General features: G+C 70.1%; 2 protein-coding genes. One reads left to right on the top strand and one right to left on the bottom strand.

All coding sequences use genetic code 11. The features are described from left to right. Positions 1–30: 30 nt before the first annotated feature. Positions 31–264, top strand: a complete 234-nt coding sequence (locus JWG88_RS21450; RefSeq protein WP_003113319.1) for a hypothetical protein — start codon at positions 31–33, stop codon at positions 262–264. A gap of 8 nt (positions 265–272) precedes the next feature. Here the strand turns inward: JWG88_RS21450 and JWG88_RS22295 are convergent. Next, on the bottom strand, positions 273–405 hold a 133-nt coding region (locus tag JWG88_RS22295; protein ID WP_353740712.1), incomplete at its 5' end, for an ATP-binding protein.

Raw genomic sequence — 405 nt, 5'->3', positions numbered from 1 at the left:
GGTGAATACGTGTCGGGGAAGTTTCCGGAAATGCCCTCGCGCCGAGGCTACTGGCTCGGCTGGTTGTGCCGCCTGGCCATGCTTGGCGGCGTCGCCGCGATGTTCTGGGCGCTGCTGCAATGCTTCGTCCTGCTGCACGGTGAACCGCCGCTCCAGCGCGCCCCGCTGCGGACGCCCTGGACCCTGCTGGCGCTCGGCCTGGCGCTGTTCCTCGCCGGTTTCTGCGGCGAGTACCGGCTGTGGCGGCGCCGCGCCGGTTGCTGAAACCGGCGTCAGGCAGCGCCCGTCGAAGGGAACAGCAGGCGCAGGTGGGTCTTCTGCTGCGGTACGCTTTCCGCTTCGGCGCGGCCGCCGTGGTAGGCCATGATCGATTGCACGATGGCCAGTCCCAGGCCGGTGCCGGCC

The sequence above is a fragment of the Desulfopila inferna genome (genome assembly GCF_016919005.1).
GTDB classification, from domain to species: domain Bacteria; phylum Desulfobacterota; class Desulfobulbia; order Desulfobulbales; family Desulfocapsaceae; genus Desulfopila_A; species Desulfopila_A inferna.
Note: the sequence above shows the minus strand (reverse complement) of the source record. Positions and strands in the feature narration are given on the sequence as shown.